Source organism: Bradyrhizobium sp. SZCCHNS3052 (assembly GCF_032484495.1).
Lineage (GTDB): Bacteria > Pseudomonadota > Alphaproteobacteria > Rhizobiales > Xanthobacteraceae > Bradyrhizobium.
The window spans coordinates 363,483-389,677 of record NZ_JAUETB010000003.1; the positions used below are offsets into that span (position 1 = coordinate 363,483).

24 protein-coding genes and 1 tRNA gene are annotated in these 26,195 nt (G+C 66.2%); 11 read left to right on the forward strand and 14 right to left on the reverse strand.

Going from position 1 to position 26,195, the window contains the following annotated elements; all coding sequences use genetic code 11:
• Positions 1-127 precede the first annotated feature (127 nt).
• Together QX073_RS13215 and QX073_RS13220 are read right to left on the reverse strand one after the other, a co-directional pair.
• Positions 128-970 carry a DUF2927 domain-containing protein gene (locus QX073_RS13215; protein ID WP_410052369.1) on the reverse strand — a complete coding sequence of 281 codons (843 nt, stop codon included), beginning with the start codon at positions 968-970 and terminating at the stop codon, positions 128-130.
• A gap of 21 nt (positions 971-991) precedes the next feature.
• Positions 992-1,564, reverse strand: a complete 573-nt coding sequence (locus QX073_RS13220) for a L,D-transpeptidase (RefSeq protein WP_315713996.1) — start codon at positions 1,562-1,564, stop codon at positions 992-994.
• A 278-nt stretch (positions 1,565-1,842) separates the two neighbouring features.
• Between QX073_RS13220 and QX073_RS13225 the strand changes: the two genes are divergently transcribed.
• Both QX073_RS13225 and QX073_RS13230 read left to right on the forward strand, forming a co-directional pair.
• The gene (locus tag QX073_RS13225) at positions 1,843-3,390 is read left to right on the forward strand and encodes an acetolactate synthase large subunit (protein WP_316169441.1); all 1,548 of its coding nucleotides are present in this window, start codon (positions 1,843-1,845) and stop codon (positions 3,388-3,390) included.
• A 130-nt stretch (positions 3,391-3,520) separates the two neighbouring features.
• Positions 3,521-4,036, forward strand: coding sequence for a hypothetical protein (locus QX073_RS13230; protein ID WP_315713998.1), 516 nt, complete (start codon positions 3,521-3,523; stop codon positions 4,034-4,036).
• A 119-nt stretch (positions 4,037-4,155) separates the two neighbouring features.
• Here QX073_RS13230 and QX073_RS13235 read toward each other — a convergent pair whose 3' ends face one another.
• From QX073_RS13235 to QX073_RS13285, 11 genes are all read right to left on the reverse strand, one after another.
• A complete protein-coding gene (locus tag QX073_RS13235; RefSeq protein ID WP_316201371.1) occupies positions 4,156-4,914 on the reverse strand; it encodes a hypothetical protein in 759 nt (252 codons plus the stop codon).
• Positions 4,915-4,977: 63 nt separating this feature from the next.
• Positions 4,978-6,048 (reverse strand): nickel/cobalt efflux transporter, encoded by a 1,071-nt coding sequence (locus QX073_RS13240; protein ID WP_316225862.1) that lies wholly within the window; start codon positions 6,046-6,048, stop codon positions 4,978-4,980.
• 8 nt (positions 6,049-6,056) lie between these two features.
• The gene (locus tag QX073_RS13245; protein ID WP_315714001.1) at positions 6,057-6,335 is read right to left on the reverse strand and encodes a metal/formaldehyde-sensitive transcriptional repressor; all 279 of its coding nucleotides are present in this window, start codon (positions 6,333-6,335) and stop codon (positions 6,057-6,059) included.
• A 218-nt stretch (positions 6,336-6,553) separates the two neighbouring features.
• Positions 6,554-7,252, reverse strand: coding sequence for a Spy/CpxP family protein refolding chaperone (locus tag QX073_RS13250; RefSeq protein ID WP_316200323.1), 699 nt, complete (start codon positions 7,250-7,252; stop codon positions 6,554-6,556).
• Between the two features lie 153 nt (positions 7,253-7,405).
• Positions 7,406-10,576, reverse strand: a complete 3,171-nt coding sequence (locus QX073_RS13255) for an efflux RND transporter permease subunit (RefSeq protein ID WP_315826077.1) — start codon at positions 10,574-10,576, stop codon at positions 7,406-7,408.
• Positions 10,573-11,997, reverse strand: coding sequence for an efflux RND transporter periplasmic adaptor subunit (locus QX073_RS13260; RefSeq protein ID WP_315826078.1), 1,425 nt, complete (start codon positions 11,995-11,997; stop codon positions 10,573-10,575). Before QX073_RS13260 ends, QX073_RS13255 begins: the two co-directional genes overlap by 4 nt.
• 76 nt (positions 11,998-12,073) lie before the next feature.
• Positions 12,074-12,466 (reverse strand): FixH family protein, encoded by a 393-nt coding sequence (locus QX073_RS13265; RefSeq protein ID WP_315714005.1) that lies wholly within the window; start codon positions 12,464-12,466, stop codon positions 12,074-12,076.
• Positions 12,467-12,561: 95 nt separating this feature from the next.
• Complete coding sequence (locus QX073_RS13270; protein ID WP_315752732.1) at positions 12,562-12,927, reverse strand: hypothetical protein; 366 nt, start codon at positions 12,925-12,927, stop codon at positions 12,562-12,564.
• A gap of 171 nt (positions 12,928-13,098) precedes the next feature.
• Positions 13,099-13,173, reverse strand: a tRNA-Val gene (locus QX073_RS13275).
• 238 nt (positions 13,174-13,411) lie between these two features.
• Positions 13,412-14,698 (reverse strand): hypothetical protein, encoded by a 1,287-nt coding sequence (locus tag QX073_RS13280; RefSeq protein ID WP_315714006.1) that lies wholly within the window; start codon positions 14,696-14,698, stop codon positions 13,412-13,414.
• Between the two features lie 144 nt (positions 14,699-14,842).
• On the reverse strand, positions 14,843-15,469 hold the full coding sequence (locus QX073_RS13285; protein ID WP_315714007.1) for a DUF1134 domain-containing protein: 627 nt from the start codon (positions 15,467-15,469) through the stop codon (positions 14,843-14,845).
• Between the two features lie 119 nt (positions 15,470-15,588).
• Between QX073_RS13285 and QX073_RS13290 the strand changes: the two genes are divergently transcribed.
• Positions 15,589-16,095, forward strand: coding sequence for a YHS domain-containing (seleno)protein (locus QX073_RS13290; RefSeq protein WP_315714008.1), 507 nt, complete (start codon positions 15,589-15,591; stop codon positions 16,093-16,095).
• 15 nt (positions 16,096-16,110) lie between these two features.
• On the opposite strand, the gene cysQ is transcribed toward QX073_RS13290, so the two are convergent.
• Positions 16,111-16,944, reverse strand: a complete 834-nt coding sequence (cysQ, locus tag QX073_RS13295) for a 3'(2'),5'-bisphosphate nucleotidase CysQ (RefSeq protein ID WP_315714009.1) — start codon at positions 16,942-16,944, stop codon at positions 16,111-16,113.
• Between the two features lie 232 nt (positions 16,945-17,176).
• Here cysQ and chpT point away from each other — a divergent pair, with 232 nt between their 5' ends.
• From chpT to QX073_RS13335, 8 genes are all read left to right on the forward strand, one after another.
• Positions 17,177-17,839 (forward strand): histidine phosphotransferase ChpT, encoded by a 663-nt coding sequence (gene chpT, locus QX073_RS13300; RefSeq protein WP_315752676.1) that lies wholly within the window; start codon positions 17,177-17,179, stop codon positions 17,837-17,839.
• A 243-nt stretch (positions 17,840-18,082) separates the two neighbouring features.
• A complete protein-coding gene (locus tag QX073_RS13305) occupies positions 18,083-20,851 on the forward strand; it encodes a hybrid sensor histidine kinase/response regulator (RefSeq protein WP_315714011.1) in 2,769 nt (922 codons plus the stop codon).
• Positions 20,852-20,877: 26 nt separating this feature from the next.
• Entirely contained in the window at positions 20,878-21,348 is a 471-nt protein-coding gene (locus QX073_RS13310; RefSeq protein ID WP_315714012.1) for a chemotaxis protein CheW, read from the forward strand.
• Between the two features lie 68 nt (positions 21,349-21,416).
• Positions 21,417-21,782, forward strand: coding sequence for a PleD family two-component system response regulator (locus QX073_RS13315; protein WP_006613312.1), 366 nt, complete (start codon positions 21,417-21,419; stop codon positions 21,780-21,782).
• A gap of 74 nt (positions 21,783-21,856) precedes the next feature.
• Entirely contained in the window at positions 21,857-23,047 is a 1,191-nt protein-coding gene (locus tag QX073_RS13320) for a chemotaxis response regulator protein-glutamate methylesterase (RefSeq protein WP_316193546.1), read from the forward strand.
• Complete coding sequence (locus tag QX073_RS13325; protein ID WP_315752677.1) at positions 23,044-23,913, forward strand: protein-glutamate O-methyltransferase CheR; 870 nt, start codon at positions 23,044-23,046, stop codon at positions 23,911-23,913. The genes QX073_RS13320 and QX073_RS13325 overlap by 4 nt, the downstream gene beginning before the upstream one ends.
• A gap of 223 nt (positions 23,914-24,136) precedes the next feature.
• The gene (gene kaiC / locus QX073_RS13330; RefSeq protein ID WP_316225863.1) at positions 24,137-25,891 is read left to right on the forward strand and encodes a circadian clock protein KaiC; all 1,755 of its coding nucleotides are present in this window, start codon (positions 24,137-24,139) and stop codon (positions 25,889-25,891) included.
• A complete protein-coding gene (locus QX073_RS13335) occupies positions 25,888-26,184 on the forward strand; it encodes a circadian clock KaiB family protein (RefSeq protein ID WP_012046401.1) in 297 nt (98 codons plus the stop codon). The genes kaiC and QX073_RS13335 overlap by 4 nt, the downstream gene beginning before the upstream one ends.
• Positions 26,185-26,195: the final 11 nt, after the last annotated feature.

Genomic DNA, 26,195 nt, shown 5'->3' on the forward strand with positions numbered 1-26,195 from the left:
CTCAGCTTGCCACTTGCAGAGGCCGCGGCGTATGGGTCCCTACGTTCGCAGGGACGACAGCGGAGGCTGAGGCGGCGTCCGGGCTCTCAATGAGGCGATCACAAGCGCGTTCGGATCAACCGACCGCTCACTCCGCCAGATTGTTGGTCTTCCTCACCCAGGCCCGCACATCGACCAGCACGTCCGGCAGCACCGCCTTGACGTCGGCGAGCGTCATGCCGGCCTTGACGCGCGGGTCGTACAGCAGGTTGAGGATGTACTGGTCGTAGACGTCGAAATAGCCCATCGAGACGTTGTCGTTGAACATCGTCCAGGGCACGCTCGAGGTGTCGTTGATCGGCCCGAGCGACTGCAGCAGCTCCTCATAGGCGCAATCGAGGAAGACGAAATCGCCGTTGTCGACGGTCAGGATGACGTCGGAGCGCTCGATCTCGAACGCCTCGTTCTTGCGGAAGCCGGACAGGCATTGCGGATCCAGCGAGGTCTTGATCTCGCGCGCGCGCTCGCTGCCATAGGCTTGGCTGATGGTGTGGTAGAGGTCGCGGTCGCGCACCAGCTTGACGCGGACATTGGCGTCGCCGTCGGTCTCGGTCATCGCAATGTCGAGGTTGCGGATGCGGGCGGCGATATCTTTGACGACCTTGGCGAGCTGCGCCTTGCGGTCGGCGCGGCGGCCGTCGGCAAACACCCGCACCGGCGCGCTGTATTTCCGGATGCGGTCAACCCGGCCCGCCAGGTGATACTCGGCGCCGAAGGCGGTCTTGAAGAAGCCGTCGGTGATCTCGGCGTCGGTGAAGCTCTTCTTCTCGGTGCGCTGGCGGGCGGCGATCGCCGGAATTTCGGCGGCCGACGCCGGCAGCGGGACCACCACGGTCACGAGCGCAGCCAGCGCGGCAGCCACCGCGCTCCGCAGGGGACGCCCGGAGCACCGGTGCTGCCGGCGAGGATGCGCGCTGTGACATTGCCTCATCGTCGTGGTCGCGTGCGGCTCTCAGTTCTTGACGATCACGGTGGCGCCGACCGAGACGCGGTCGTAGAGGTCGGCGACGTCGTCATTGGTCATGCGGAAGCAGCCCGACGATACCGCCTGGCCGATCGTCTCGGGCTCGTTCGAGCCGTGGATGCGGTACAGCGTGGAGCCGAGATACATCGCGCGGGCGCCGAGCGGGTTCTCGATGCCGCCGGCCATGTGGCGCGGCAGGTCGGGCCGGCGCCGCAGCATCTGCGACGGCGGGGTCCAGGCCGGCCATTCCTTCTTCGCGGTGATGCGGTGCACTCCGCTCCAGCGGAACCCGTCACGGCCGACACCGATGCCGTAGCGCAACGCCTGGCCGCCGGGCAGGACCAGATAGAGCCGGCGCTCGCTGGTGTTCACGATGATCGTGCCGGGCGCATACTGGCTCTGGAACATCACGGTCTGGCGCGGAATCGGGCTCACGCCGCTCTGGTAGAAGTTCGGCCCGCCGCCGAAGAGGTCCCTGGTGTCGAACATTTCCGCCCGCGCCATCCCGGCGCTTGCCACCGACGCGACCGCAGCAATTCCCAAAGCCAAACAGCGCTTCATTTCCATCCCCTGGCAAACATCAAATTCCGTTCGCAGACAGGCCATAAACGGTTGCACTTCGCAACCCACGGCGGCGTGAGGCCGGTATGTGGCGACGGTCCGTGACCCAAATCCCACGGAAAATCGCGCGCGTCCTGGACCAACATCCTGTTAGCCAAGCCCGCGCATGAGCACCGCGGCGATGGCAGCAATGCGGCCAGCCCCTTTGACGCCGCGGGCGAACAATGATTGATCTGCCCAGCATTGCAAATGGCGCGCGGAATCAGCAGGAGAATAGGATGAACGGTGCGGAAAGCCTGGTGCGGACCCTGGTCGCGGGCGGCGTTGACGTCTGCTTTACCAATCCGGGCACCTCCGAGATGCACTTCGTCGCCGCGCTCGACCGTGTCGAGGGCATGCGCTGCGTGCTCGGCCTGTTCGAAGGCGTGGTGACCGGCGCCGCCGACGGCTATTTCCGCATGAAGGGCACGCCGGCCTCGACGCTTCTCCATCTCGGCCCCGGCCTCGCCAACGGCCTTGCCAATTTGCACAACGCCAAGAAGGCCCGCTCGGGCATCGTCAACATCGTCGGCCAGCACGCCACCTACCACATCGGCTTCAACGCGCCGCTGACCTCGGACATCGAGGGCCTGGCGCGGCCGATGTCGGACTGGGTGCGGACCTCGCCGAGCGCCAAGGCCGTGGCCGCCGACGGCGCCGCCGCGATCGCCGCCGCCAAGAGCGCGCCGCCGCAGATCGCCACCCTGATCCTGCCCGCCGACACCGCCTGGAACGAGGCCGACGGCATTGCCCAGGTTCCGGGAGAGGCGCAGCGCCCGAGCTATTCGGCTGACGCGGTGGAGAAGGCGGCCAAGATCCTGCATGCCCACGGCCCCGAGACCCTGGTGCTGATGACGGCGGGCGCGCTGACCGAGCAGGCGCTGACCTTCGCCCAGCAGATTGCCGGCAAGACCGGCTGCCGCGTGATGGGCCAGACCTATCACCCGCGCATGGCGCGCGGCGCCGGCCGCTTCTCGATCGACCGCATCCCTTACGTGATCGAGCAGGCGCTGCCGATCTTGAAGAACTACAAGCACATCGTGCTGGTCGAGGCCAACGACCCCGTCGCCTTCTTCGCCTATCCGAACAAGCCGAGCATGCTCAAGGCCGAGGGCACCGAGGTGCACCGCATGACCGCCTGGGGCGAGAACTCGGCCGCGGCGCTCGAGGCGCTGGCCGGCCATCTCGGCGCCAAGCCGGCCGACGTGAAGCCGCAGCCGCTCGCCGAGCTGATCAAGCCCACCGGCGCGCTGAACCACACCACCATCGCCCAGGCGATCGCCTATGCGATCCCCGAGAACGCGATCGTCGTCGACGAATCCATCACCACGGGCCGCGGCTTCTTCCCGCCGACGGCGGCCGCCAAGCCGCATGACTGGCTGCAGAACATGGGCGGCTCGATCGGCTTCTCGACCCCGGTCGCGACCGGCGCCGCGGTGGCCTGCCCGGACCGCAAGGTCATGTGCCTCGTGGGCGACGGCAGCGCGATGTACACGATCCAGTCGCTGTGGACCCAGGCGCGCGAGAACCTCAACGTCGTCACGGTGGTGTTCGCCAACAGGATCTACCAGATCCTGCGCGGCGAGTTCGACGGCGTCGGCGCCGGTGAGCCCGGCCAGCGCGCCCAGGACATGCTCAAGATCGACCGTCCGACGCTCGACTTCGTCGCCATGGCGAAGGGCATGGGCGTCCCCGGCCGCGCCGTCACCTCGGCCGACGAGTTCAATGCCGCGCTGGCCGAGGCGAACGCCGAATATGGTCCGCGCCTGATCGAAGTGCAGATGTAAATCCGCAACGCTGGCGGCCGCAAAACGGCCGCCGGCCGAGGGAAGGCGCATCGCCTCATTTATGGGGTTGGCGACTCACGCCGATCGCGTGTTGATGGTGAGGTGTCCTTCTCTCCTGTATCTGAGCGGCATGCACAGTGAATTGAACCGGCTGATCTCTGCGCTGCAGGAGTTCTATGCGCGCGAGCGCTTCATCCTCGACCGTGATCTCGGCGAGCGCGCCTTGACGCATCGGCTGGCGGTGCATCTCGAACGCAACTTCCTGGGGTGGGACGTCGATTGCGATTACAACCGGCTCGGCGACCGCGCCATGCTGCTGCCGCGTGGCACCATCGTCTCGACCGACGACGAGCTGGGAAAATCGGTCTACCCGGACATCGTCGTGCACAAGCGTGCCGTGCCCGACAATCTGCTGGCGATCGAGGTCCGCAAGGCCGGCAACCACCAGCCGCTGGCGCATGACCGCCACAAGCTGATGGCGCTGACCGATCCGCATCTGTGGTTCGCCTATTGGATCGGCGTGCTGGTGATTCTCGACCGCCGCAGCGTGATCACGCCGGAGGTCTATGTCGGCGCCCGGATCGATCCGGTCTTGTCGGCCTGGTTCGCGGGGCGATTGCAGCAGATGGGACTCGCCGCCGGCTGAGACATCTCGCAGAAGAGGTGCGCGATCGCCGGTCGACGCGAATGAACAAGGGCCGCCCCTGAGAGGAGCGGCCCGATCTCGTCGCGCATGTGGAGCCTGCGGACAGGCGCTCCCACGCCTTACTTCGACATGGCGTCGCCGGACGACTTCTTCGCCGACTTCTTCTTCGTCTTACTCATCTTCATGTCGTCGCCCCCGCCCATGGCGTCGCCGCTCTTCGCCGACTGGCCGGTGGTCGTCATCGGCTTCTCGGTGGACTGGGCAAGAGCGGCCGACGAGACGAACGCGAGGGCGGCGGTAGCGATGATCAGTTTACGCATGCGGAAAACCTCCGTGGGTTGGAAACGCGCCGGACCATAGGCGAATTCGACCAGCGGCGTTCTGACGCAGGAATCAGGAAAACGTGAGAGTTCCGCCCCGCAAAAGCCGACTTGCACCGGCGGCACGGGCAGCGGCGAGGGCATTCTGTGACGATTGTGCCGGACGCAGGGAGCCCATGCGCGGGTGAGCGAGGCCAATTTGGCCCAGTGCATCGACGCAGCAGCCTCCAACTGCGGCTGCGAGCTTCGGGCTCTCATCGCGATGCGGTGGGCTCGCGGCGTCATGGGAATGAATGTCATGCCAATCGGCCTCAGCGCGGTGCCGAGATCCTGGCGGAGGTCGCTCGAGCCCACGACCAGGACCTCGGCATTCTCGCCAAGCTCGGGCGCTGCCTGGAAGCTGCGCGCGACATCGATGATCTCATCGACGCCGCTACGGAGAGCCAGGAGGGCCGCTGTCAGAGCCGGATCTCTGCGCGGGCGGCGGGACTGTCGGAGCGCGAGGCGATCGATCGGCGGCGGTTCGATCTGCCGATGAGAGGCTAGTCCGGCCGCCATTCACGGACGAATTCGCCCATGAATCCTCTGTGGCGCCGCATCGGCTTAGGTCGCGCTTTCGCCTCAAGTCATCAGTTGGTGCAGTCCCAGCCAACCCGTATAGGTCCCGACCAGTACGATCAGAGCAGCCGAGAGATAGGGCGCCCGGTGCGCGAGGCGGCTGAAGCCGGACCAGTGGCGCTCGACATGCCGAAGGCTGAGTGCGGCCAGAACGCCGACGGACACCATGGTGATGGCCAGGCCGATGCCGAAGCAGAGCACTAGGATGAAGCCCAGGCTGAACTGCTTCAGTTGAAGGCACAACAGCAGGACCGTGATGGCGGCGGGGCAAGGGATCAGACCGCCGCTCAGTCCGAAGAGGACGATCTGTGCGGTCGTGACCGTACGGCCGGCGAAGCGCCGTCGAATGTCGTCGGCGTGGGCGCGCGCATGGGCATCGTCCTCGTCGCCGAGGTCCATGTGATCGTGGGTGTGCTCCTCGAACAGGATCTCGACGGAGGCGCCAGCAAGCGTGATGCGTGCCTTGAACACGTGCGGCTCGGGGATCTCCTCGATGCTCTCCAAGGCGTCGCCGCTGGCCCGGAAACTGAACTGCTGCTCGTGGCCGTCTCCACGAACGGTCGTGACGTGGAGCGTATCGGCGGGTGGGAGTGCGCCGGTCTCGTTCCGGATCCGCCAACGCGGCGGCACGCCATCTTCGAAGATCTCCACCGACAGCGCGTGGCCGGCAAGCGCGACCGATCGCAGCGCGTCGTGATGGTGATGATGGTCATGGTCATGGTGTCCACTCTGGTCCCGCCAGGTGCGCCAGACCATCCAGGCCGCGATGCCGATGATGACGACGGCCGAGATCAGTTGCAGAAGGGCTTCGCTGCGCTCGCCCGAAAGCTCCTGACCGAAGTGAAGACCGGCGAGTGCGATCACCCATACGATCGCGGTGTGGGAGATGGTCGCCGAGAGGCCGAGCAGCACGGCCTGCAGGACGGTGCCGCGGATTGCGACGATGAAGGCGGCCATCATGGTCTTGGAATGACCGGGCTCCAGGCCATGCAGCGCACCCAGGGCAATCGCGCTGGGCACGAACAGCCACGCATGCGCGCTGCCTTGCTGGAGCAGTTGAGACAGATCGGTCAATGCCAGTCTCACTTCAGATAGGTCCGGACCACTTCGATCAGGTCGGCGGCGCCCTTGGCCTTGTCGGGATCGCTTTCGTGCGCGGGGTCCACGACATGGTGCCGGATGTGATCTTCCAGCAGCTCGGTGGTCAGGCCTCCGATTGCGCCCCTGACCGACGCGACGAGCATGAGCACGTCGGCGCAGCCCAACTCCGCTTCGAGCGCGCGCTCCACCGCATCGATCTGGCCCTTGATGCGCCGGACCCGTGCGAGGAGCTTGGACTTGTGTTTGATGGTGTGCGACATCGGGATAATATAGGGGGGTACCCTATATAGGTCAACTTCCCATGTCGACCGCAGACGTCGAATGCGACGCTCGCGGCGTATCCGCTTGCCGATCGGCCCCAGGCAACCCCGTCGTAACCGGTCATTGCACGAAACCGACGAGCGCCGCGGATCCCCCGTTCGGATTGACGACCGCCAGGCGGAGGCGGAGTCGACGGCTTCATGGAGCAGGTCCTCTCCTAATGGCCCCGCTGCATCCGCATGGAGCTCATTCGGCCGCCCCGCATCCCCATCGGCGGCATGCCGAGATTGGGCGCGAGCAGTTCGTCGGCCACCTTTCGCTGCTCGTCGGAAAAGGTTGCGACGAGGTCGCTCAGGGCGGTCTTGATCGCTCGCGTGGCGTCGAGGCGAGCCGATAGCGATTTTTCCTGTGCGGTCAGCTGGTCGAGCACCGTCTCCGAGCCGGCCTGCGACATCATCGCAGTCCGCAGATCGCCGAGCGTCTTCGCACGCGCGCGAAACGCGTCGGCGAAGCCGTTCCATGCCGGCATCTGGGCGTCCGTGATCTTGAGCTCCGCCCGCAGGAACGCGATCCGTCCCTCCACATGATCGAGCACCTCCATGCCGCCCATACAATCGTCGGACGGCCGCGTCATGCCGGACATCATCGGCATCATGTTGGACATCGGCATGCCGTCCATCATCTTCATCATGCCGCCGCCACTCGCCCCGCTGGTCGATTTGCCGGCATCAGTTGCTGGCGCTTCCTTCTGATCAGGATGATGGGCCGAATGGTCACTAGAGGATTGAGCAAAGGCGGGATGCGCCAAAGCAGAAAACGCCAACAGAAAAGCCAGGGGCAATTTTTGCATGACCAAGTCCTCCTTCAGGGGGCGATCAACAATGGCCAGACGTGGGCCATTCAGGTTGATCCACATCAACGGTCGGCGGGCTCAGGGGTGACGATCGTTCGTTGTCAGCGCCGGTACGGCTAGTCGCTGACCGTGATCGGGCGCCTTCGCCGCGCCGCCGCGACCACCGGAGCTCCTGTCGCGAAATTTCTCATCGTCTCTCCTCTCGCTGTCGGTGGATCAAGCTGCCCTTTGCACGTCCTGCGACCCGCTCGAAGCGCTTGCCGCCGTCCCGGTTCTGGTCGACAGGCTGCGTCCCTTGACCAGACCGAAGATGGCCGGAATCACGATCAGGGTGAGCAGGGTCGACGAAATCATGCCTCCGATCATCGGCACGGCGATGCGCTGCATGATCTCTGACCCTGTGCCCGTACTCCACATGATCGGCAGCAGGCCCGCCATGATCGCGACAACGGTCATCATCTTCGGGCGCACGCGCTCGACCGCGCCTTCCATGATCGCGTCCTGGAGATCCTGCCGATTCACCGGACAGCCTTCGACGCTGCGCCTCGCCTTCACCGCGGCCAGCGCGTGATCGAGATAGATCAGCATCACGACACCGGTCTCTGCGGCGACGCCGGCAAGCGCAATGAAGCCGACGGCGACGGCGACCGACAGATTGAAGCCGAGCCACCACATCATCCAGATGCCGCCCACCAGCGCGAACGGCAGCGACAGCATCACGATCAGGGTTTCGGTCATGGCCCTGAAGTTCAGATACAGCAGCAGGAAGATGATGGTGAGCGTCACGGGAATGACGATCTTGAGCCGGGCAGTCGCGCGTTGCAGATACTCATACTGCCCGCTCCAGAGTACATAGGTCCCGGCCGGAAACTGGATGCTCTCGGTGACGGCGCGCTGCGCGTCCGCGACGTAGCTGCCGATGTCGCGGTCGCGGATGTCGACATAGATGTATGTCGCGAGCTGTCCGTTCTCGGTCCGGATCGAAGTGGGGCCCCTGGCCGGCTCGACCTTCGCGACCTCGCCGAGCGGCACGGCGCCGCCTGAGGGCATCGGCACCAGGACATCGCCGGCGATGGCCTTCGGATTGTCGCGGAGATCGCGCGGATAGCGCATGTTCACGCTGAAGCGCTGGCGGCCCTCCACGGTCGTGGTGATCGTCTGGCCGCCGAGGGCGGCCGCGATCGTATCCTGGACGTCCTGGACCAGGAGTCCGTAGCGGGCGAGGGCCTCGCGGTCGGGCGTGATCTCAAGGTAATAGCCGCCGATGCCGCGCTCGGCATAGGCCGAGGAGGTTCCGGGGACGGTCTTGATCACCCGCTCGATCTGCTTGGCCAGACGATCGATCTCGGTCAGGTCCGTGCCTATTACCTTGACGCCGATCGGCGTGCGGATGCCGGTCGAGAGCATGTCGATGCGCGCCTTGATCGGCATCGTCCAGGCGTTGGAGACGCCGGGGAATTGCAGCGCCTTGTCCATCTCGGCAACGAGGCTGTCGATCGTGACGCCGGGACGCCACTGCTCCCTGGGCTTGAGGTTGACGACCGTCTCGAACATCTCTGTCGGCGCAGGGTCGGTGGCGGTCGCCGCTCGCCCGGCCTTGCCGTAGACAGAGGCGACCTCGGGGAACGACTTGATGATCCGATCCTGCATCTGCATCAGCTCGGCGGCCTTGGTGACGGAGATGCCGGGCAGGGTGGTCGGCATGTAGAGCAGCGTGCCCTCGTTCAGGCTCGGCATGAATTCGGTGCCGAGCTGGCGTGCCGGCCAGACGGTGATGGCGAGCACGGCGGCCGCGGCGAGGATCACGAGCGTCTTGGCCCGCAGCACACCCTTGATGACCGGCCGGTAGATCCAGATCAGCAAGCGGTTGATCGGATTGCGATGCTCGGGAACGATCCTGCCGCGCACGAAGATCACCATCAGCGCCGGCACCAGCGTCACCGAGAGTAGCGCCGCTGCCGCCATCGAGAACGTCTTGGTGAAGGCGAGCGGGCTGAACAGCCGGCCTTCCTGCGATTCCAACGTGAAGATCGGCATGAACGACACGGTGATGATCAGCAGGCTGAAGAACAGGGCGGGGCCGACCTCCGCGGCCGCGTCGATCAGGATCTGGACGCGTGATGCGTCGGGCTCGGCACGCTCCAGATGCTTGTGGGCGTTCTCGATCATGACGATCGCGGCATCCACCATGGCGCCGATCGCAATCGCGATGCCCCCCAGGCTCATGATGTTCGAGCCGAGTCCGAGCAGCTTCATCGCGCCGAACGCCATCAGCACGCCGACCGGCAACATCAGGATGGCGACCAGGGCGCTGCGGACGTGCAGCAGGAACACGATACAGACGAAGGCGACGACGATGCTCTCCTCGAGCAGCGTGTGCTTCAGCGTGTCGATGGCGGCATAGATCAGGTTCGAGCGGTCGTAGACCGGAACGATCTCGACCGATTTGGGCAGGCTGCTCGCGATCTCATGCAGGCGCTTCTTGACGTTCTCGATCACGTCGAGCGCGTTGACGCCGAAGCGCTGTAGTACGATGCCGCTGGCGACCTCGCCCTCGCCATTGAGCTCGGCGATGCCGCGCCGTTCGTCGGGGCCAAGCTCGACATTGGCGACGTCGCGCAGCAGCACGGGCGTGCCGCCTGAGCTCTTGAGCACGATGTTGCCGAGATCGTTGATGCTCTTCAGATAGCCCTTGCCGCGGATGACGTATTCGAACTCGGACAGCTCGACCGTCCGGCCGCCGACATCGGCATTGCTGGCGCGGATCGCGTCGCGGATCTTCTGCAGGCTGATGCCGCGGTCGCGCATGCGCTGCGGATCGAGCACGACGTTGTACTGCTTGACGAAGCCGCCGATGCTCGCGACCTCGGCGACACCCTCGGCCTTGGCGAGCGCGAACTTCAGGTTCCAGTCCTGGATCGTGCGGGTGTCGGCGAGATTCAGCTCCTTCGACATGACGGCGTATTGATAGACCCAGCCGACGCCGGTCGCGTCCGGCCCGATCGTCGGCGTGACCCCCGCCGGAAGCCGCGAGGCGGCGCTGTTCAGGAACTCCATCACGCGCGAGCGCGCCCAGTAGATGTCGGTGCCGTCTTCGAAGATGACGTAGACGAACGACACGCCGAAGAACGAGAAGCCGCGCACGACCTTCGACTTCGGCACCGTGAGCATCGCGGTCGTCAGGGGATAGGTGACCTGGTCTTCGATGACCTCAGGCGCCTGACCGGGATACTCGGTGTAGACGATCACCTGGGTGTCCGACAGATCGGGAATTGCGTCGAGCGGCAGGTGAATGAGTGCGTAGAGCCCGGCTGCTGCGGCGAAGCCGGTCCCGAACAGGACCAGCAGCAGGTTGCGCGCCGACCAGGCAATGATGCGGGCGATCATTTGTGGTCTCCCATGCCGGCGTGGTCGCTGCCGGCGGATTGCGCTTCGTCGGAGTCCGCGAAGCTCTTCAGCGCGGCCTTCAGGTTGCTTTCGGCGTCGATCAGGAAGTTGGCCGAGGTGACGACCGCCTCGCCATCCGACAGGCCATCGCGCACCTCGACATAGCCGGCGCCGCGCCGGCCGAGCGTCACGGCGCGCGGCTCGTAGCGGCCGCCGCCCCTGTCGACGAGGACCGCCTGGCGCCTGCCGGTGTCGAGCACGGCATCAGCGGGCACGGCCAAGAGCGGCGCCGGGTCCGCGGTGTCGATCTCGGCATCGACATACATGTCGGGGAGCAGCGCGAGGTCCGGATTGGCGAGCTCGATCCGTAGGCGCGCCGTCCGCGTGTCCTTGTTCACCTGGGGATAGACGACTGCGATCGAGCCGGCGAAGGTTCGGCCCGCGAAGCTGCGCGCATGGATCGTCACGGGCTGTCCGACGGCGATGCTGCCGAGGTCGCGTTCGGCGACATCGACCAAGGCCCAGACCGTCGAGATGTCGGCGATCCGGAACAGCACGTCGCCCGGATTGGCGCGCATGCCTTCGGTCGCATTGCGCTCCAGCACGACGCCATCGCGCGGCGCCGACCATTGAACCGTGATCGGTGCGACGCGCGACCTCTCCATCGCCATGATCACCGGCTCCGGGACGTCCAGATTGGTCAAGCGCTGGCGCGCGCCGCGGCCGTAGGTTGCGTTGCCGCCGACGATGCTGGAATTGATGGTGGAGAGATACTCGGCTGCGGCCGCGGCCATCGCCGAGCTGTAGATCTCCATCAGCGGCTGGCCCGCCTTCACGCGCGTGCCCGTGGTCACGTCGGCGACCTTCTGCACGAAGCTTTCGGCCCGCATCGCGATCACGGAGACTCGGCGCTCGTCGAGCTGGATCGTTCCCGGTGCCTTGACGGCGATGCGGAGCGTGCGCCGCTCGACCGGCGTGGATCTCACGCCCGTCCGCTGGATCTTGCCGGGCGACAGCTTCACCACGCCATCCTCGGCATCGTCGCCCTCGTAGACGGGAACGTAGTCCATTCCCATCGGGTCCTTCTTCGGAGAAGGCGACGTGTCAGGCAGGCCCATGGGATTGCGGTAGTAGAGAATCCGGCGCGAGGAGTCCGCCTGCTGCGTCGGCTTGGCGGGGGCGGGCGCGGCTTGATCGTCGTCGTAGACCGGCAGGTAGTCCCGCCCGCGCTCGTCCTTCCTGGGGCCTGCCGACCAGGCAGGGGCGCCGCTGGGATCGCGATAATACAGCGGCATCCGCTCCGCCGCCGTGGCGGCAAGATGGGGGCGGAGCGACGGCGGCGATGTCTGGATCGACCAGAGACCACCCAAACCAAGGCCGGCGCCGAGCGTAACGGCCGCGAGCAGACGCAATGTGTTCATGACATCACCGTGAGGCGCGCGACGCGCGCGATCCGTTGGGAAGGGCGGGGCGCTCGTCGGGGAGCGCCCCGCAGGCTCACTTCGTCGCCTTGACGACGACCTTGCCGGTGACCGTCTCCGGCTCGCCCTGCACCTTCGCGGAGAGCGTGACCTGGTAGCGCCCGGCCATCGGCAGGTCGGTCTTGAAGGCGTAGACGCCGGGCTCCTTGGACGGCAGCGGCGCCACCTCCGACACCATGTCGGCCATCCCGTCCGGCGCCATGTCGACGCGTGTCTTGAAAATGACCGCGTCAGTTACGGCCTTGCCGGTCTGCTTATGGGTGAGACGAACGGCGACCGTGACGTCGTCGCCCTTCTTCATCTCGGCCGTGACGGGCTCGAAGCTGTAGTCGGCGGCGCCGGCGATGGCGGCCGGTGCGGCGAGCGAAAGGGTGGCGGCGAGGGCCGCGGTGCTGATTCTGGAAAGCATGGTCCTGTCCTCATGAATGGATCTCGGCCGTGGCGCCCGCGGCGCGCACGTCAGTCATCGGCGCGCAGACATTGTGCGCGTCGGCTCGTGCGAGATCAGACTCGAGGAGGTCGGAACGGAGGACTGCCGCTGTGAAGAGAAGCGACCTGATCGGCGGGAATGGCGATCCTGGTCGCGCTCACGGCGAGGGGCGCGAAGGCAACGGCCCTGACATCGCCGAGCGCAACCGTCCCTCCCGCGCAGCAGAAACCCATGCTGCATTTGGTGTTGTGCGACGGGGAGCCGGTGCCCTTCATGTCGTCGGGGCAGCATTCGTCCATCGACATGCCGGCCCCGTCGTCCATCTGCATGCTCGTCTGCATCTCGTCCGACGACGCCATCACAGCCGCCGATGCGCCGATCGGCAGCATCGCCACGGACAGGGCAATCGCGAACGCCAGGATGGTACGGACGAGCCGCATCGAGATGGAGTTACCTTTCCGGTCGCAGAGCAAGACAGCTAACATAAGCCAGGCGCCGACGCAGTCGTTGATCCCGCTCAATCCTGCGTGACCATCGCGTCGCCGGAGGCATGACGACGGGCCAGACCAGCACAAGCGATCGCATGAAAGGAAAAGGATGGCGACGGCAAATGGTGGGCGCACAAGGGATCGAACCTTGGACCTCTCCCGTGTGAAGGGAACGCTCTCCCGCTGAGCTATGCGCCCGGTTGCCGGTGGCGGTCGTGGCTGTGAGCCAGCGAGCCGCCGAAGCAGTCCGTCGGAGCCCGCGATTTACGAAGCGCGGGCAGGGGGTGTCAAGGATTTGCGGCGGAGATGGCGAGGAAAACTGCCGGGGTGCGGTGGCCCGTCCTCGATCGGGGCCGAAACCGGCCCTCTCGCGGGCCGGCCTCCATACTGAAGAGAGGGGCAGATATCCGCCGCACTCGGCTCCGATCCGGCGGCCTCAGGCCCCGAGCTGCCGTGCTCGCGAGGCATGAGACTGCAGCGCGCGGATGCGGTCGGCCAGGGTACCGCCCTGGGGCGCACCGCCGGCCGCAGCAGCCGGCGCCGCGGCGACGCCATTGGCGTTGGCAGGCTTGGCGGGGGCCGGCTCGGCGGCCAGCATGGCCTCGATCGTCGAGTTCGGGCCCTCGATCTGCATCGCGAGCTTGGCGACCTCGGCGGCGATGTCGTTGATACGTTCGCGCAACAGCGCGTTCTCCATCCGCTCCTGGGCCCAGGTGCTCTCGGCCTGCTGCTGGATGGCGTTCATCTCGCGCTGCAGCTTGGTGCGCTCGTCGCGGGCGGCCTGCAGCTGCTGTTCGAGGGCGGCCTTCTCGGATTTGAGCCGCTCGAACGCGGCCGACTTGCCGCTGCCCATGCCGGCCAGCTCCTCGCGCAGCTCCTTCAAGGCGCGGTCGGCGGCCACGTTGGCCTCGCGCAGCTGGTTGTTCTCGAAATCACGTTCGGCAAGCAGCTTGCCCTGGGTCGACAGCCGGCCCTCGAGGTCGGCGACGCGGCTCGCCAGCATCTCGGCTTCCTTGACCTGGACGATCAGCTGGCGGTCGAGCTCGGTGACGCGCTGGCTGAGATTCTCGACCCGCGCGCGGGCGTCGTTGAGCGCCTTGGTCGCGGTGTCGGATTCGTCGCGCTCCAGCGCGAGCCGCGTCTGGGTCGCGGAGAATTCCTTCTCGGCGTCGGCCACGCGGCTGCGCAGCTCCTCGACCTGGGTCCTGACCGACACCAGCTCGACCTGCCGGCTGTCGGCCAGCAAAGCCTTGTCGTTGAGCTCGGCAGTCAGGCGCACCTGCTCGGCCTGCTTCTCCTTCAGCGCCTGCTCGGCGGCGCGCAGCGCCTCCGTCTTGGCGGCGAATTCTTCCTCGGTGGCGCGCAGCTGATCCTTCAGCGCCTTCTCGCGCGCCTCCAGCGCAAAGATCGCGGCGTTCTTCTCGCCGAGCTCGATCTTCATGCGGTTGATGGCGTCGGTCTTCTTGCCGAGGTCGGCGAGCTGGCCGGTGGCCTTGTTCTTGAGCGCGTCGACGCTCATCTCCAGCCGCCGCGCCGACATCGCGAACTCCGCGCGCAGCTGGTCCTTGTCGGCCTGGATCTCGGCCATCGACAGCGGCGTCGCCGCCTCGAGCCGGCGCGTCGTCAGCCGCACCGCACGATTGTGCACCAGCGGCACGATCATCAGCGCACAGAGCATGGCGATCAGAAAACCGATCGCAAAATACATGATCGGCTCGACCATGACGCACAACTCCCGGTCAGAAATGATTAACGGAATCACAATGCACGGCGGGCTGATTCAACGCCAGCCCAATGCCGTGTTAACCTTGATCCGTCACGGGAGAACGTGTCCTCGCGGCATCAATTGGCGGTATCGGCGGCGGCCTCAGAACGGGTTCCAGGTCGCGCTCGGCGTGAACTTGAGGTAGCCGACATTGGCGCCGAGCCGCAGGCCGATGCCGGACCTGATCGGGACCAGCACGATGTTGTTGGCGGTGAGCGCCGTCATGCCGAAGCCGCCAACGATATAGGCCGAGCCGTCGATGCCGACGAAGCGCTGGTAGATCGCGCTGGTGGCCGGCAGGTTGTAGACCAGCGTCATGGTGCGGGCGCCGTCGCCGCCCCAGTCGAAGCCGAGCGAGGGGCCCTGCCAATAGACGCGGAGGTCGCCGGCGTTCTTGGTGTAGAGCGTGCCTTCGCCGTAACGGAGACCGGCGACGAAGGCACCGGCGCCTTCCTCACCCAGGATGTAGCCATTCGGCAGGCCCCATTGGCTGACGGCGCGCTCGATCACCGAGGCGAGGCCGCGCGAAACGTTGCCGAAGAAGCGGTGGCCGGCATTGACGAGCTCGTCCGGGTTGAAGCTGTCCGGGCTCGGCGCAGGGCGCGGCGGGGGTGCGGGCTGCTGATACGGCGGCGCGGCAGGCGGGGGCGCCTGCTGCGCGGCGACCGACGCGGTCATGGCCAGCACGGCCGCGAACGTCGTGGCGGCAAGGCGGGATGCGAAACTCATCGATGGAAATCCCCTGCTATCGGCTGCCCGAGCCTCGCCTTAACCTGACGCCAACCACATCGGGCGATTGTCGGGCGAGGGGCGATGCCCCTGCGACTCTCATGTTATCGGCACCAACTATGACCGCACAACGGCAACAACCGCCCCAGACCGGGTCAAAGTCGCTGTTTCGCCTTGTAATTGCCGCTATCGCGCTCGCTGGGCTGCCGCCGGTCGGCGCGCCGGCGGCCACGACGCAGCGCATCATCTCCGACCGCTTCAGCGGGCTGGCGATCGACGGCTTCGACCCTGTTTCCTATTTCGTGGATGGCAGGGCCATGCCGGGGCTGCCGGATTTCGAGGCGTCCCAGGGTGGAGTGGTCTGGCGGTTTCGCAACGAGGGCAATCGCGCCTCGTTCCTGGCCCATCCGGAGGTCTACGGCCCGCAATTCGGCGGCTACGACCCGACCGATGTGGCTCGCGGCGTAACGGTGGCCGGCAACCCGCGCTTCTTCGTCGTGGTCGAGGAACGGCTGTTCCTGTTCAACCGAGAAGAGAGCCGCGACGCTTTCGCGGCCGACCCGAGCCGCTATCTGCCGGGTGCGGAGGCCCGTTGGCCGGCGCTCGAGGGCGACCTGCCGCAATAGCGCGGCAGCGCTGTCTCAAACCTTCACCGCAGCCGGGTCGCCCCAGGCGATGAAGGACGGCACGATGAAGCCGTCGGGGCGCTCGCCATAGCGCAACGGCGCGCCGGTCTCGCTGGTGACGGTGCCGCCGGCGGCTGCGACCACGGCATGGCCTGCCGCCACGTCCCATTCCGAGGTCGGGCCGAGCCGCGGATAGATGTCGGCCAGACCTTCGGCGAGCCGCCCGAACTTCACGGCCGAGCCGAGCGGCAGGCGCACCGCGCCCGGACGCGCCGCAATGAAGGCTTCGGTGCGGGCATCGCCATGCGACCGGCTGACCGCGGCGACCCATGCCGCGCCTTGCGGCGGCATCGGCCGGGTGCGGATCGGCTCGGCGGCCGCCAGACCCGCCTCCGTGAACGACAGCCGCTCGGCGCCACGGCCGACCAGGCCGCGCCAGATCTGGCCGATGGCCGGCGCGCAGACGATGCCGAGCAGCGGGCTGCCGTCGGTAACCAGCGCCAGATTGACCGTGAACTCGCCGCGCCCGGCGACGAACTCCTTGGTGCCGTCGAGCGGATCGATCAGGAAGAAGCTGCCCTCGAACGGTCCTGCGCTCGTTCCGACCCGCTCCTCCGACAGCGCGGGGATCGCGGGCGCCAGCCGCGCCAGCCCCTCGGCAATGACCCGGTCGGCGGCAAGATCGGCCTCGGTGACCGGCGAGCCGTCGGATTTGTCGGTGACGGCCATGGCGCGCCGGTTGACGGCGAGGATCGCGTAGGCCGCCTCGACGACGAGCTCCGTCAGGGGCGTCATCAGCGCCGCGGCGGCCTCGACCCCGACGGTTCCTGCAGTCGGTGCCGTCGTCATTGCGCGGTGCTCCTTCCGGCCATTCCGTACGCAGCTGGCATCATCGTATCCCTGTTCTGGCGCCCGGCGCATCCGGGTACGGCCGTTCGCACGTTCATTGCGGCTGCCGGGAAAACCGCTACGTACTTTCCCGTGTGCCGCTCTCAGTTCGGTGGCGGTCCATGCTTTCGCAGTGTATCAAGCGTTAGCGCAAGCATGATTCGCCCAGGTTCGCGGATTTCAGGAACATCGAATGTCCGGCACGTCCTCTCCCGAGATCGCCAATCCGATTCCCGCTCCCGATACGCTCGAACTTGCCGCTCTGCTCTGCTCGAAGGTCTGCCACGACCTGATTAGTCCGGTCGGGGCCATCGTCAATGGGCTCGAGGTGCTCGACGACAATCCGAAGCCGGAGGATCGCGACTTCGCGCTGGAGCTGATCCGCAAGAGCGCCAAGACGGCGTCGGCCCGGCTGCAATTCTGCCGCCTCGCCTTTGGTGCGGCCGGCTCTGCGGGCGCGCAGATCGATCTCGGCGACGCCCAGACCATGGCGCGCGGCCACATCGAGGACGCCAAGACCTCGATCACCTGGAATCTGCCGCGGCTGCTGTTGCCCAAGAACCGGGTCAAGCTGCTGCTCAACATGATGGTGGTGGCGCAGCAGACGATCCCGCGCGGCGGCATGCTGACCGTCGACCCGATCGGCGATGGCGAGACCATGAGCTTCCGCGTCGCCGCCACCGGGCTCAATGCCCGGCTGCCGCAGAACATCGTCAATCTGCTCGGTGGCGACTTGCAATCGACCATCGATGCCCACGCGGTGCAGCCCTACTACACCCGTCTGCTTGCCGATGCCTGCGGCCTCAAGGTGACGCTCACCGCCGACGGCAATGCGATGGTCGTGCAGGCGGCCTGATCGGGCGGACGTCCTGCCGCGTCAGTCCCTGCGGCCTCGTGTCGTGGGACAGACGCAACAATCCCTTCACCATGGTTAATCAAGCCTTGCCGATGTGTCCGAACTTGTCCGGATGCATCTTATCTCTTTGTTGAGTCCGTTCATTTGCGCTTACTCAACTAATATTAAACGCTTTGCACCGAAACTGGCCACGGTTTGAAGGGCGCGTCATGTCGCGTTCCGTTGCGTGCGAAGGCCAGTTTCATGGATGACCTGTTGCGTGAGTTCCTGACGGAGACCAGCGAGAGCCTGGATACCGTCGACAATCAATTGGTGCGGTTCGAGCAGGAGCCGAACAACGCCAAGATCCTCGATAACATCTTCCGGCTGGTGCACACGATCAAGGGGACCTGCGGTTTCCTCGGCCTGCCGCGGCTCGAAGCACTGGCGCACGCCGCCGAAACATTGATGGGCAAATTCCGCGACGGCATGCCGGTGACCGGCGAGGCCGTGACGCTGATCCTGACCACGATCGACCGCATCAAGGACATCCTGGGACAGCTCGAGGCCAACGAGGCCGAGCCCGAGGGCGAGGACCGCGACCTCATCAGCGAGCTCGAGGCCATGGTCGAGCGCGGCATGGCGGCGATGGCCGCCGGCGAGGCGGCCCCGCCGCTGGTGCCGGCCGCGCCGCCCGCCCCCGCGGTGACGCACGGCTCGCTGATCGACCAGACGCTGGAGCGTCCGCTGCGTCCGGGCGAAGTGTCGCTCGACGAGCTCGAGCGGGCCTTCCGCGAGACCGCGATCGAGTTGCCGCCCGCGCATGAGAAGGCGCCTGAGCCCAAGGCCGCTGCCCCGGCGCCGGTCGCCAAGGCCGGGCCTGCCAAGGCGGAAGCAGAGGCCAAGGCCGAGCCGAAGAAGGCGGCGCGGCCGAAGGTCAATGCCGACGGCGAGGTGCACGAGAACGACAAGGTCGCCAACCAGTCGATCCGCGTCAACGTCGACACGCTCGAACATCTGATGACGATGGTCTCGGAGCTGGTGCTGACGCGCAACCAGCTCCTGGAGATCGCCCGCCGCAACGAGGACACCGAGTTCAAGGTGCCGCTGCAGCGGCTGTCCAACGTCACCGCCGAGCTGCAGGAGGGCGTCATGAAGACGCGCATGCAGCCGATCGGCAATGCCTGGCAGAAGCTGCCGCGCATCGTCCGCGACCTCGCCACCGAACTCGGCAAGCAGATCGAGCTCGAGATGCACGGCGCCGACACCGAGCTCGACCGCCAGGTGCTCGACCTGATCAAGGACCCGCTCACCCACATGGTGCGCAACTCCGCCGATCACGGCCTGGAGACGATGGCCGAGCGCGCCGCGGCCGGCAAGGCCGAGCAGGGCACCATCCGGCTGTCCGCCTATCACGAAGGCGGCCATATCATCATCTGCATCGCCGACAACGGCCGCGGCCTCAACACCGAGCGCATCAAGGCCAAGGCCTTGGCGAACGGCCTCGTCACCGAGGCCGAGCTCGAGAAGATGACGGAAGCGCAGATCCACAAGTTCATCTTCGAGCCGGGCTTCTCGACCGCGGCCGCCGTCACCTCGGTCTCGGGCCGCGGCGTCGGCATGGACGTGGTGCGCACCAACATCGACCAGATCGGCGGCACCATCGACATCAAGTCGGTGCTCGGCGAGGGCACCTCGGTCACCATCAAGATCCCGCTGACGCTCGCGATCGTCTCGGCGCTGATCGTCGAAGCCGGCGGCGACCGCTTCGCGATCCCGCAATTGTCGGTCGTCGAGCTGGTGCGTGCGCGCGCCAACTCCGAGCACCGCATCGAGCGCATCAAGGACACCGCGGTGCTGCGCTTGCGCAACAAGCTGCTGCCGCTGATGCATCTGAAGAAGCTCCTGAAGATCGACGACGGCTCGTCGACCGATCCGGAGAATGGCTTCATCGTGGTGACGCAGGTCGGCAACCAGACCTTCGGCATCGTGGTCGACTGCGTGTTCCACACCGAGGAAATCGTGGTCAAGCCGATGTCGACCAAGCTGCGTCACATCGACATGTTCTCGGGCAACACCATCCTGGGCGACGGCGCCGTGATCATGATCATCGATCCGAACGGCATTGCGAAAGCGCTCGGCGCCGCCGGCTCGGCCTCGCAGGCGGTGTCGGACGAGCACGCCGCGCATCACGCCATCGGCGGCGAGCAGCTCACCTCGCTGCTGGTGTTCCGCGCCGGCACGGCGCAGCCCAAGGCGGTGCCGCTGGCGCTGGTCACGCGCCTGGAGGAGATCGCGGCCGACAAGATCGAGATCTCCAACGGCCGCTACATGGTGCAGTACCGCGACCAGCTGATGCCCCTGGTGCAGATGGAAGGCGTGTCGGTGCAGACGTCGGGCTCGCAGCCGATCCTGGTGTTCGCCGACGAGACCCGCGCGATGGGCCTCGTGGTCGACGAGATCATCGACATCGTCGAGGAGCGGCTCAACATCCAGGTCTCCGGCGCCAAGGACGGCATCCTCGGCTCGGCGGTGATCAAGGGCCAGGCGACCGAGGTGATCGACGTCGGCCACTTCCTGCCGATGGCCTTCGCCGACTGGTTCATCCGCAAGGAGATGCACACCGATGCGCAGACGCAGTCGGTGCTGCTGGTCGACGACTCGCCGTTCTTCCGCAACATGCTGGCGCCGGTGTTGAAGTCGGCCGGCTACAAGGTGCGCACGGCGGCCTCGGCGATCGAGGGCCTGGCCACGCTGCGCTCCGGGCACAGCTTCGACATCGTCGTCACCGACATCGAGATGCCGGAGATGAACGGCTTCGAGTTCACCGAGGCGATCCGCGCCGACCAGAACCTGAGCCAGATGCCGGTCATCGCGGTGTCGTCGCTGGTGTCGCCGGCGGCGATCGAGCGCGGCCGCCAGGCGGGTCTCTACGACTACATCGCCAAGTTCGACCGGCCCGGCCTGATCGCGGCGCTGAAGGAACAGATCGAGGAACGGGCCCGCGCCGAAGCCAACCGGCGGGCCGCGTGACAGCAAGCGGACAGGAGTAGCGTGCGATGAGCAGCAAGATCGAAACCACCGAGGGCGCCGCCGTCGAATACGTCACTGCGATGATCGGCGGCCAGCTGTTCGGCCTGCCGATCTCCCGGGTGCAGGACGTGTTCATGCCGGAGCGGGTGACGCGGGTGCCGCTGTCATCGGCGGAGATCGCCGGGGTCCTGAACCTGCGCGGCCGCATCGTGACCGTCGTCGACATGCGGGCGCGGCTCGGCCTTGCCCGCGCCGAGGACGGCAAGCCGCCGATGGCGGTCGGCGTCGATCTGCGCGGCGAGTCCTATGGTCTCCTGATCGACCAGATCGGCGAGGTGCTGCGGCTGCCCGAGGAGGGCCGGGAGGAGAACCCCGTCAATCTCGACCCGCGCATGGCGAAGCTTGCCGGCGGCGTGCACCGCCTCGACGGCCAGCTGATGGTCATTCTCGACGTCGATCGCGTGCTCGAGCTCGCCGCCGACAAGATGGCGGCCTGAACACTGCAACGTGCGGGCAGCGGCGCATCATGCGTCATTGCATTGGATCCTGATCTCGTGAGGCTGATATGAGAACGTGTCTGGTAGTTGACGATTCCAGCGTCATTCGAAAGGTGGCGCGACGCATTCTGGAAGGTCTGGATTTCCAGATCGTGGAAGCGGAGGACGGCGAGCAGGCGCTGGAGATCTGCAAGCGGGGCCTCCCGGATGCGGTGCTGCTCGACTGGAACATGCCCGTCATGGACGGCTACGAGTTCCTCGGCAATCTCCGGCGTATGCCCGGCGGCGACGCGCCGAAGGTGGTGTTCTGCACGACCGAGAACGATGTCGCGCACATCGCGCGCGCGCTGCACGCCGGCGCCAACGAGTACATCATGAAGCCCTTCGACAAGGACATCGTGACGGCGAAGTTTCAGGAAGTCGGGCTGATCTGATCTCCGTCGCGAGCGTCGGTCCCGTGGTCGTCCGGGCTTGCCGTCACCCCGTGCCTCTGTCCTGTTGGTGAACTATGAGCGTCGCGTTGGCCAGTTCTTCGATCCCAAGTTCGACCAGGCAGGAACCTCTCCGCGTGATGGTCGTGGACGATTCCGTGGTCATTCGCGGCATGATCTCGCGCTGGATCGCGTCTGAGCCCGACATGGTCGTGGCGGCGTCGCTGCGCACGGGCCTCGAAGCCGTGAACCAGATCGATCGCGTCAATCCCGACGTCGCCGTGCTCGACATCGAGATGCCCGAGCTCGACGGCATCGCCGCCCTGCCGAAGCTGCTTGCCAAGAAGAAGAACCTCGCCGTCATCATGGCGTCGACGCTGACCCGCCGCAACGCGGAGATCAGCTTCAAGGCGCTGTCGCTCGGCGCGGCCGACTACATTCCGAAACCCGAGAGCACGCGCGAGGCCTCGGCGGCCGACAATTTCCACTACGATTTGATTCAGAAGATCCGCAATCTCGGCGCCAAGGCGCGCCGCGCCGCTCCCGCCCCGCATGCGCCGGCCGCCTCGCCGATCGTCCCGCAAGTCCAGGGGCTCCGGCCTGCGCCAACGGCGCGGCCGATGGTCGCTCCCGTGGCGCCCGCCGCGCCGGCCCAGCTGGCGCGCCGCTCCTTCAGCACGCAGATGCCGAAGGTGCTGCTGATCGGATCGTCGACCGGCGGCCCGCAGGCGCTGATGTCGCTGGTGACCGAGCTCGGTCCCGTGATCGACCGCTTTCCGGTGCTGATCACCCAGCATATGCCGCCGACCTTCACCACCATCCTCGCCGAGCATCTGGCGCGCTCGAGCCGCAGGCCGGCCCATGAGGCCGTCGACGGTGAAGTGGTGAAGCCGGGTCAGATCTACCTTGCCCCCGGCGGCCGCCACATGCGTGTGGCGCGCCATGGCGCCGATGTGGTGATCGCGCTGGACAACGGTCCTCCGGTCAATTTCTGCAAGCCCGCCGTCGATCCCTTGTTCATGTCGGCGATCGAGGTCTGGCAGGGCTCGACCCTGGCCGTGATCCTGACCGGCATGGGATCCGACGGCATGCGCGGCGGCAAGGACATCGTCGCCGCCGGCGGCAGCGTGATCGCGCAGGACGAGGCGACCAGCGTGGTCTGGGGCATGCCGGGCGCAGCAGCCAATGCCGGCATCTGCGCGGCCGTCCTTCCCTTGAATCAGATTGGACCGAAGCTGGTTCGTCTGTTTGCTGGAGACCGTTCGTGACACCCCTGGACTATGAGTTCTTGCGTAAGGTCCTGAAGGATCGCTCCGGCCTCGATCTGTCGGCCGATAAGCAGTACCTGGTCGAAAGCCGGTTGCTGCCGCTGGCCCGCCGCTCCAACCTGCCGGGCATCACGGAGCTGGTGCAGAAGATCAAGAGCGGCGCGGAGCAGCTCACGACGCAGGTGGTCGAGGCGATGACCACCAACGAGACGTTCTTCTTCCGCGACAAGATTCCGTTCGATCATCTCCGTGAGGGCATCCTGCCGGCGCTGATCCAGTCGCGCGCCAATCGTCGTTCCCTGCGCATCTGGTCGGCCGCCTGCTCGACCGGACAGGAGCCGTATTCGATCGCGATGTGCCTGCGCGAATTCGGTCCCGCTCTGGCGGGCTGGCGCATCGAGATCGTTGCCACCGACCTGTCGCAGGAGGTGCTGGAGAAATCGAAGGCCGGCCTCTACAGCCAGTTCGAGGTGCAGCGTGGATTGCCGATCCAGCTGCTGGTGAAATATTTCACGCAGCTCGGCGAGCTCTGGCAGCTCAGCGCCGACATCCGCGGCATGGTCCAGCATCGCCAGCTCAATCTGCTGCAGGACTTCTCGCATCTCGGCAAGTTCGACATCATCTTCTGCCGCAACGTGCTGATCTATTTCGATCAGGAGACCAAGGCCTCGATCTTCGAGCGAATGGCCAAGGTGATGGAGCCGGACGGCACGCTGTTGCTGGGAGCCGCCGAATCGGTCGTCGGCATCACCGACGCGTTCCGGCCCAACCAGGAGCGGCGGGGTCTGTACCAGATCAATCCGGTGCGCAGCCCGCGCGGCGGCGCGGCGCTGCTGCCCGGCCTCAAGGTGGTCGCGGCGCGCTGACGCCGGCCGGAGCCGTCTGTGACCGGGGGGCGCTTCGACCGGTCGGGCGGTCGGCCGTTCCGTCCCGCGTGCGTCCGTCCCGCGCGGGCGGCCGGTCCTTTCTGCGCCCGCAGGCCTCCTTCCGAAGCAAATCTCGCCGACCCATGGAACTTTTCGGTTCCTGACGCGTCTATTCACGCCTTGGTGTGGACTCACGCGTGTTGAATTGGTGGCGGGGGATTGGATGAAAACGAGTGTGCGTCCTCGAATCGTGACGCGGGATCTCCCTGTCATCGCCAAATCGCCGACCGGGATCGACGGCCTCGACGAGGTCACCTTCGGTGGCCTGCCGCAAGGGCGGCCGACGCTGCTGTGCGGCGCGGCCGGTTGCGGCAAGACGTTGTTTGCGATGACGTTTCTCTACAATGGCGCGGTCGCCTACGACGAGCCGGGCGTGTTCATCGCGTTCGAGGAGCAGCCCGAGGACCTGATCAAAAACGTCGGCTCGCTCAGCTACGACATCGATAGGCTGATCGAGCAGAAGAAGATCGTGGTCGATCACATCCATCTCGATCGCAACGAGATCGAGGAGGCCGGCGACTACGATCTCGACGGCCTGTTCATCCGCATCGGCTTCGCGATCGATTCGATCGGCGCCAAGCGCGTCGTGATCGATACGATCGAGACCCTGTTCGGCGGCCTCGACAATCAGGCGGTGCTGCGCTCCGAGTTGCGCCGGCTGTTCGAATGGCTGAAGAGCAAGGGCGTCACCGCCATCATCACCGGCGAGCGCGGTGATGGTACGCTGACGCGCTACGGCCTCGAGGAATACGTCGCCGACTGCGTCATCCTGCTCGACAACCGCGTGCACGATCAGCTCTCGACCCGCCGGCTGCGCGTCGTGAAGTATCGCGGCACGGCGCATGGCACCAACGAATACCCCTTCATCATCGACCAGGAAGGCATCACGGTGATGCCGATCACCTCGTCGGGGCTCGCGCATGATGCGTGGACGGAGCGGGTCTCCACCGGCATTGCCGATCTCGACGACATGCTCGAAGGCCAGGGCTACTTCAAAGGGTCGAGTATCCTGATCTCGGGGATGGCCGGCTCGGGCAAGTCGACGGTGTCGGCACACTTCGCCAATTCGATCTGCAAGAGCGGGCAACGCTGCATCTATTTCGCGCTGGAGGAATCCCCGCAGCAGATCATCCGCAACATGAAGTCGGTCGGTCTCGACCTGCAGCAATGGGTTGATCGCGGCCTGCTGCGGTTCTCGGCCCGGCGCCCCAATCTGTACGGACTGGAAACGCATCTCGCCGCCATGCATCGCGAGGTCAAGGAGTTCGATCCCGCCGCCGTCGTGGTCGATCCCATCTCGGCGCTCATGGGCGCCGGCATTGCCGGCGACGTGCATTCGATGACGTTGCGCCTCATCGATTTCCTGAAGGCGCGCGGCGTCACGGCGCTGTTCACCAATCTCGGCGCCGGCAGCGCGGAGACGGCGACCACGGAGATGCAGATCTCGTCGCTCACCGACACCTGGCTGCTGCTCTACAATCGCGAGAGCAACGGCGAGCACAACCGCCAGCTCTATCTGCTGAAGTCGCGCGGCATGGCGCATTCCAACCAGGTCCGCGAATTCCTGATGAGTGCCGACGGCATCTCGCTGCGCGAGGTCTATGTCGGCCCGGAGGGCGTGCTCACGGGATCGGCCAGGGTGGCGCAGGAGGCGAGAGATCGCGTCGAGCGCCTGCTGCGCATGCAGGATACGGAACGACGCACGCGCGAGATCGAACGTCGCCGCCGCGACCTCGCGGCTCAGATCGAAACGCTCAAGGCTCAGCTGGCCAACGAGGAGAGCGAGATGGAGCTCATCAATCTGGAAGGCGCTGCCCGCGAGGATCAGCGCGCAGCCGCTCGCCTCGCGCAGATCGAGAGCCGCTCGTCCAGGCCTCGTCCGAGCTCCCCAGCCAACCCGCTGACATCCAGAAAATGACGGCGGCTCCGATGGAACAGGATGGCTACAATCTCCGGCTCTATGTCGCCGGTCAGACGCCGAAATCGCTGGCGGCGCTCGCCAACCTCAAGAAGCTGTGCGAGACGCATCTGCCGGGCCGCTACACGATCGAGGTGATCGACCTGATGAAGGATCCGGCCCTCGCACAACGAGATCAGATCGTCGCAATCCCGACCTTGATCCGTCAACTGCCCGAGCCCCTCAAGCGAATCATCGGCGATCTCTCCAATGCGGAGAAGGTGCTGGTTGGTCTGGACATCGCACCGAGCTGAACGGAGGACGC